The 5,821-nt window shown below is 42.3% G+C and carries 8 protein-coding genes; 4 read left to right on the top strand and 4 right to left on the bottom strand.

The genetic code is table 11. The annotated features are described in order from the left end of the window. Positions 1 to 219: 219 nt before the first annotated feature. Both ACYTXL_RS12650 and ACYTXL_RS12655 read left to right on the top strand, forming a co-directional pair. On the top strand, positions 220 to 438 hold the full coding sequence (locus ACYTXL_RS12650; RefSeq protein ID WP_461925055.1) for a hypothetical protein: 219 nt from the start codon (positions 220 to 222) through the stop codon (positions 436 to 438). Continuing rightward, entirely contained in the window at positions 435 to 623 is a 189-nt protein-coding gene (locus ACYTXL_RS12655; protein ID WP_461925056.1) for a hypothetical protein, read from the top strand. Before ACYTXL_RS12650 ends, ACYTXL_RS12655 begins: the two co-directional genes overlap by 4 nt. 363 nt (positions 624 to 986) lie before the next feature. Here the strand turns inward: ACYTXL_RS12655 and ACYTXL_RS12660 are convergent, their stop codons facing one another. Both ACYTXL_RS12660 and ACYTXL_RS12665 read right to left on the bottom strand, forming a co-directional pair. After that, a complete protein-coding gene (locus ACYTXL_RS12660; RefSeq protein WP_334904369.1) occupies positions 987 to 1,889 on the bottom strand; it encodes a S1 RNA-binding domain-containing protein in 903 nt (300 codons plus the stop codon). A 257-nt stretch (positions 1,890 to 2,146) separates the two neighbouring features. Beyond that, complete coding sequence (locus ACYTXL_RS12665) at positions 2,147 to 2,887, bottom strand: dienelactone hydrolase family protein (protein ID WP_461925057.1); 741 nt, start codon at positions 2,885 to 2,887, stop codon at positions 2,147 to 2,149. A gap of 335 nt (positions 2,888 to 3,222) precedes the next feature. Here ACYTXL_RS12665 and ACYTXL_RS12670 point away from each other — a divergent pair, with 335 nt between their 5' ends. Continuing rightward, on the top strand, positions 3,223 to 4,206 hold the full coding sequence (locus tag ACYTXL_RS12670) for a GntR family transcriptional regulator (protein ID WP_461925058.1): 984 nt from the start codon (positions 3,223 to 3,225) through the stop codon (positions 4,204 to 4,206). A gap of 158 nt (positions 4,207 to 4,364) precedes the next feature. Continuing rightward, positions 4,365 to 4,517 carry a hypothetical protein gene (locus ACYTXL_RS12675; RefSeq protein WP_461925059.1) on the top strand — a complete coding sequence of 51 codons (153 nt, stop codon included), beginning with the start codon at positions 4,365 to 4,367 and terminating at the stop codon, positions 4,515 to 4,517. A gap of 76 nt (positions 4,518 to 4,593) precedes the next feature. Here ACYTXL_RS12675 and purE read toward each other — a convergent pair whose 3' ends face one another. Continuing rightward, on the bottom strand, positions 4,594 to 5,112 hold the full coding sequence (gene purE, locus ACYTXL_RS12680) for a 5-(carboxyamino)imidazole ribonucleotide mutase (protein WP_461925060.1): 519 nt from the start codon (positions 5,110 to 5,112) through the stop codon (positions 4,594 to 4,596). A gap of 155 nt (positions 5,113 to 5,267) precedes the next feature. Beyond that, positions 5,268 to 5,675: an IS200/IS605 family transposase gene (gene tnpA / locus ACYTXL_RS12685; RefSeq protein WP_461925061.1), complete on the bottom strand. Its 408-nt coding sequence runs from the start codon at positions 5,673 to 5,675 to the stop codon at positions 5,268 to 5,270. Positions 5,676 to 5,821 lie beyond the last annotated feature (146 nt).

Below are 5,821 nucleotides of genomic sequence, written 5' to 3' on the forward strand. Positions count from 1 at the left end.
AAGTTGTTTGTAACTTGTCACCGACTGAACGGCTACGCTTGGCAACCCTGATTCTAAATGAGCTAGTCGAGCAAAACTTATCTATCATCGACCAAAATGATACCTGGACTGAACATGATCAGCTTGATTTAGCATCCTTTTCGTTATCATTACGCAGCTTCAATTTTCCCTGAAAGCGTAGAATAATTAGCAGGTATTTTTGACAGCAGCATAACAGCTATGACTAAGTTACTTGAACAAGCGATCGCACGGGTGAAACAGCTTCCCGAAAGCGAGCAAGATGCAATTGCTGCGCTCATTCTGGAAGAACTGGAAGACGAAGCCCATTGGAACAAAGTATTTGCAAAGTCTCATGATGTACTAGCTGAACTTGCAACAGCAGCCTTGGCTGAAGATCAAGCAGGCAAAACCCAAGAGCTAGATCCAGAAACCTTGTGAAATCTAGAACAACGGCTCAGTTTCGCAACTTATTTGTTAATCTTCCTCAGCAGGTTCAGCAACAGGCACGCGAAGCCTATCAGCAGTTTAAGCAAGATCCCTGGCATCCTAGCCTTCGTTTCAAGCAAGTGCATCCTAGAGCTTTTGATCTGATAGCAAAATCCAGCTTAAAAATTTCGGGGTAAGTAAGTCATAAAGTGAAATAATTGTTTAGTCCTCTTGAGAGGACTTTTGCTATTAGCCGTAGGTTTCTACCCTATGGCGGGTGATGGGTTCAAATGTGAGATGTGTGGACTCACTTATTTGCATCATTGCAGAATGTTGGCATTGCCCACACGTCCGCCTCAGAATAAATTCTGCTGCTCATAGCGAAAGTCATCTGAAGCTGACTGAAATTCTTGTTTTAGCCGCATTTCCAGGCAGAGAGAGGCTAAAAAGCAAGTCTGTGAAAAGTTTTCCCAATATCAAATTCCCCCACATCTTTGTAGATGCAGGGGGAATTATAAAATAACCCACAACTTGGATTATTGCTCAAGCCCATTTCAAAACTATTCAGAAGCTTTGTTATTAGCTCTATTGGCACGCGCCTCAGCCGAAGCCATCACCTCATCAAAATTCTCTAGCACCTCGCCAGGGAAGTTTTCCAAAACTCTGGTAGAAAGAGCAACCCGCCCTTTGCCCTCATCCAAGTCAATAATTACAGCTTTAATTGGCTGACCAACTTTAAATACCTTTTCTAGTGATTCAATGAACTTTTGGCTTACCTGCTTGATATGAAGCAAAGCGCCCATCCCACTTAAATCGACAAATACACCAAAAGGTTTGATACCAGTAACTTTACCTTCCACCAACTGACCTATTTCTAACAAGCTGAAGTTGCTAGAACGAGTTGCTAAACGCTGGGAAAGGATGAGTTTGTTGGTGTTGCGATTAATTTCCAAAAAACCCACAGTTAGATTTTGACCTTTGAGTGCTTCTAAATTATCACGCTCGGCCAGGTGCGATCGCGGAATAAATCCCCGCAATGAAAGAATATCGACGGTGACACCACCTTTATTCACACCCATAACCCGTACTTGCACAGTTTGAGCATTTTCCTGCATTTCGGTCAGTCGTTGCCAGATTTGCTGAATTTCCAACTGCTTTCGAGAAAGGGTGACTTGACCTTCTGCATCCTGATCTCGAATAATCAAAAACTGCATTTCCTCTTGCAATGGCAACACCTCCGATAAATCGGTAACTGCTCTCAAAGAAGCCTCATCGCGCGGCAGAAATGCTGACGACTTGCCACCAATATCAACATAGGCTCCATCGTGGTCAAGTTGGAACACTTTGCCATGTACAACCTGTCCCTTTTGAAACTGGTAGTCGTGTATTTCTAGTGCTTTGGCAAAATCGTCCATCGTAAACGACGAATTGGCTGTTTGAGAAAGTTTCGATTCGGAATTCATGACTTTTGAAGATTAATTGTTATTTGATCTGATGCCACTGGAGTTTAGATTGTTATTTGTTCTTTGTCATTTATCTGTAGTTACGCGATGTGCAACTTAATATTCTGACCTTTCTCCTAAAACGAGAGAGGCTTTGAATTTTCTCCATTCCCTCTGCTGGAAGAGGGCTGAAGGCTTAAGTTTGAGTAAAAGTTGCACATGGTGTTGTGGTTATTACTAATAACAAATGACAAAAAACGAACTTGGCTGTGTATGCTTCAGTTCAGTTGACTAAAGAGTTGTTTCACTTGCTCCCAAGCATCAGCCGCAGCTTTAGGATTATAACTGGCACGAAGGTCACAGAAAAATCCGTGATTAGCTCCATCGTAGCGAAACACACGATGAGGAATTTTATATTTTTCTAACTCTGCTTTAATCTCATCTACTTGTTCGGCTGGGATGCTAGCATCTTCTTTACCAAAAAAGGCATAGAGACTACCCGTTATTTCGCTGGTGCGGGTGAGACTAGGAGCGCCACCTCCTAGTGTGCGGGTGGCAATTCCAGCACCGTAGAAGGAAGCCGTAGCTTTAATATCTGGCAAGGTGGCTGCAAGATATGCGACGTGACCGCCAAAGCAGAAGCCAATACAGCCAAAACCATCTTTTTTCACTTGAGGCAGATTTTTCAGGTAGTCAATTGCTAATTGAATATCGCTCAATAACTCTGATGCTTGAGTTTGCATGGCGTAGCTTCTCCCCGTTTCTATATCTTCGGATGTATATCCGGTTTCAAAACCAGGAGCAACACGTTGAAAAAGTGCAGGTGCAATCGCTACATATCCAAGTTTGGCAATCCGTTCTGTAACTTCCCGAATGTGAACATTGACACCAAAAATCTCTTGTAATACCACCACTCCTGGGTAAGATCCAGATTCTTTTGGCTTTGCCAGATAAGCAGACACTTGAACATTATCTTGCAAAAGATTAACCGTTGTGGTAATTATTGCTTGCTCTGTCATAATAATTATTACCAGTGCTATGTGATTAGCCGTGTGTTTATTTGATATAACTATGCCAGTATGTCCAGGTTTTTTCCAATTAAATTATCAATTACCAATAATCAGCGCATGAGAAATTTTTACCAGAAAAACTTTATATGTAAATAAAATTTTTTATATGTAATAAATGCAGCTGGACACCAAAAGAGTGCTGAGTTAAAAGTGCTGGTAACGGGGCGTTTAGCCCGTGCTGAGTAGGAAAGCAACACTTAATACTCCCATTCGGCTACGCTCACGGCAAGCCCAATCACCACTCCCACTCCCCACTTCCCACTTAGTATTCAGGAGGTTTGCTGATGATTCAATTCCGTATTCAGCCAGACAGCGAAATTCCCGCATCAACCCAGCTGTTTAATCAAATCCGGTTTGCGATCGCTTCCCGGCAATATCCCCCTGCTTACAAATTGCCAAGTACACGAGCGCTAGCAATGCAAACGGGATTACACCGTAATACCATTAGCAAAGTTTACCGTCAACTGGAGGAAGATGGATTTGTTGAAAGTATGGCTGGTTCAGGAATTTATGTTCGTCCCCAAGGTCATGAGGGCGGTAGTAGGCTGCAATCACCAATTCTCAAACAAAATCCTAATGCTTATCAAATTGTCCAGAAAGCACTTGATGATTTGCTCTCTCAAGGATGTTCACTGAATCAATCCAGAGAGCTATTTTTAGCGGAAATTGACTGGCGCTTGCGTTGTAGTGCGCGAGTACTGGTTGCAGTCCCATCTTATGACATGGGTGCTGGTGAGTTGATGGTGTATGAATTAGAACTAGCTCTGAAAATCCCAGTCCAGTTGGTAGCAATGGATGAATTAACAGTTGCGCTAGATAAAACTACCTCGGCGACAGTAGTCACAAGTCGGTATTTTATCAGTAATGTGGAAGCGATCGCAGCTCCTAAAGCTGCACGGGTAATTCCTCTGGATATCTACGACTACAGCAAAGAACTTAGCCTATTGAAAACCCTACCAAAAGAAAACTGTGTAGGCATAGTTAGCCTCAGTTCCGGGATTGCCCGCGCCGCAGAAGTCATCCTCCACGGTCTGCGGGGGGATGAACTACTGGTGATGACTTCGCAACCAAAAGATGCTTATAAACTTCAAGCAATGGTTAAACGGGCTGAGGTAATCATAAGTGACCAAGCCAGTTTTGCGGCAGTGCAAGCAGCAGTGGTAGCAGCCGATGAAGATATTATTCGTCCACCGAAGCTGATTAAGGTTGAGAATTATATCGGTACTAACTCGATTAACCTGCTAAAACGAGAACTGGGTTTGAGTTAAAATAATTCGTAATACTTCTCTTCTTAGGCTGCGCCAACGGCTGCGCTCAGTACAAGTTCGTAATGACGCTCGTTCGCCCTTGGCGTCTCCCCTTGGGAGAAGACTCGCTCTCCGTGGCGCTAAGGTAATTCGTAATTAAGGAACTCTTGAGAGGCAATATGAGTATCCCACTTGTAGACCATCCTAGACAAGAGAAACTAGTCACCGTCGCCGATGTTTCTTGGGAGGAATTCAAAGGTATTGGTAAATATGAAGAAGTAAACCGTAGCGGTTTCTTCCCGAATTTAGACCCAGCTTTATTGCTACAATAATCTGTAGAAATCTCCGCTACTAACGAATTATGGGATGTAGAAACCCATAGTTCAGGCGAAGCCAACTATGGGTAGTTCATAACATTTGCTGCAAATATTGCTCATAGCCTAGTTGTTCTAGTTTTGCTTGCTTTGCAATTACTGATTCAGATAGAGTTTGGCGATATTGCTGCACTCTTTCTAGCAATTCTGGTTGCTGAGTTGCGAGGATTTGTACTGCTAAAAGTCCGGCATTTTTGGCATTACCGATCGCTACTGTTGCTACAGGAATACCCGCAGGCATTTGTAAAATAGAATACAAAGAATCAACACCTTGTAAGTTACGAGTAGGTACAGGAACACCGATCACAGGAAGTGGAGTTAAAGACGCTACCATTCCAGGCAGATGAGCAGCACCACCGGCACCAGCAATAATTACCTTAATACCACGTTGGTGTGCAAGTTGAGCATATTTTACCATACGTTCTGGGGTACGATGAGCAGAAACGATCGCTACTTCGCTCTCAACCCCAAATTCTTCACAAACTGCGATCGCATCTTTCATGGTGGGCAAATCAGAATCGCTGCCCATAATAATACCAACTAGGGGAGTCATAATAATTCAAAATTCAAAATTGTTTGAGCTAGATATGAAAGCTGTGTAATGCCGATCATCATCTCATAGGGATACGCGGGATGCGGGAAACTCAGACACTTTAGTGCTGAGAGGAAAGCGGCACGAGCGACTTTAGTCGCAGTGGCATTTTCTTTCTAATTTGATGCATGATGAGGATCTTCAATATACTTTCTAACCGCCTCGCTACTTATATTACCAGCAGTACTCACAAAATAACTACTTGTCCATAGTGAGGGGAGTTTTAAAAGGACAGGAAATTCTTTTCTTAGAAGATAACTGCTTCGTCCTTTAAAAGCCTTAATTACTAAATGTGGAGTATCTGTAGGCTTGACACTAACAAATAAGTGAAGGTGGTCAGGTGCTACTTCTAAGGCAAGAATATCCCAATTTTTCTCTATAGCTAATTCAGCAAATATCTGTCTAGCTCTAGTTGCTACCTCTCCTATTAAAACTTTCTTGCGGCGTTTAGGTATAAATACAAAATGATAGTTAATCAAGTATTTAACGTGGTTGTGAGTATTATAGTCTTCCTGAGTTAGCATAAATTTTAGTTGACAACATGCTTGACCTCTACTAGTTTAGTTGCTAAAGTATATAGCAATCCTAAATGAGTTGTGAAAAATTACACATAACGATAAGCTGGATCTAGTTAATATAGATAAAATACACAACTCCCTATATGAAAGAA

Source organism: Nostoc sp. (genome assembly GCF_054880495.1).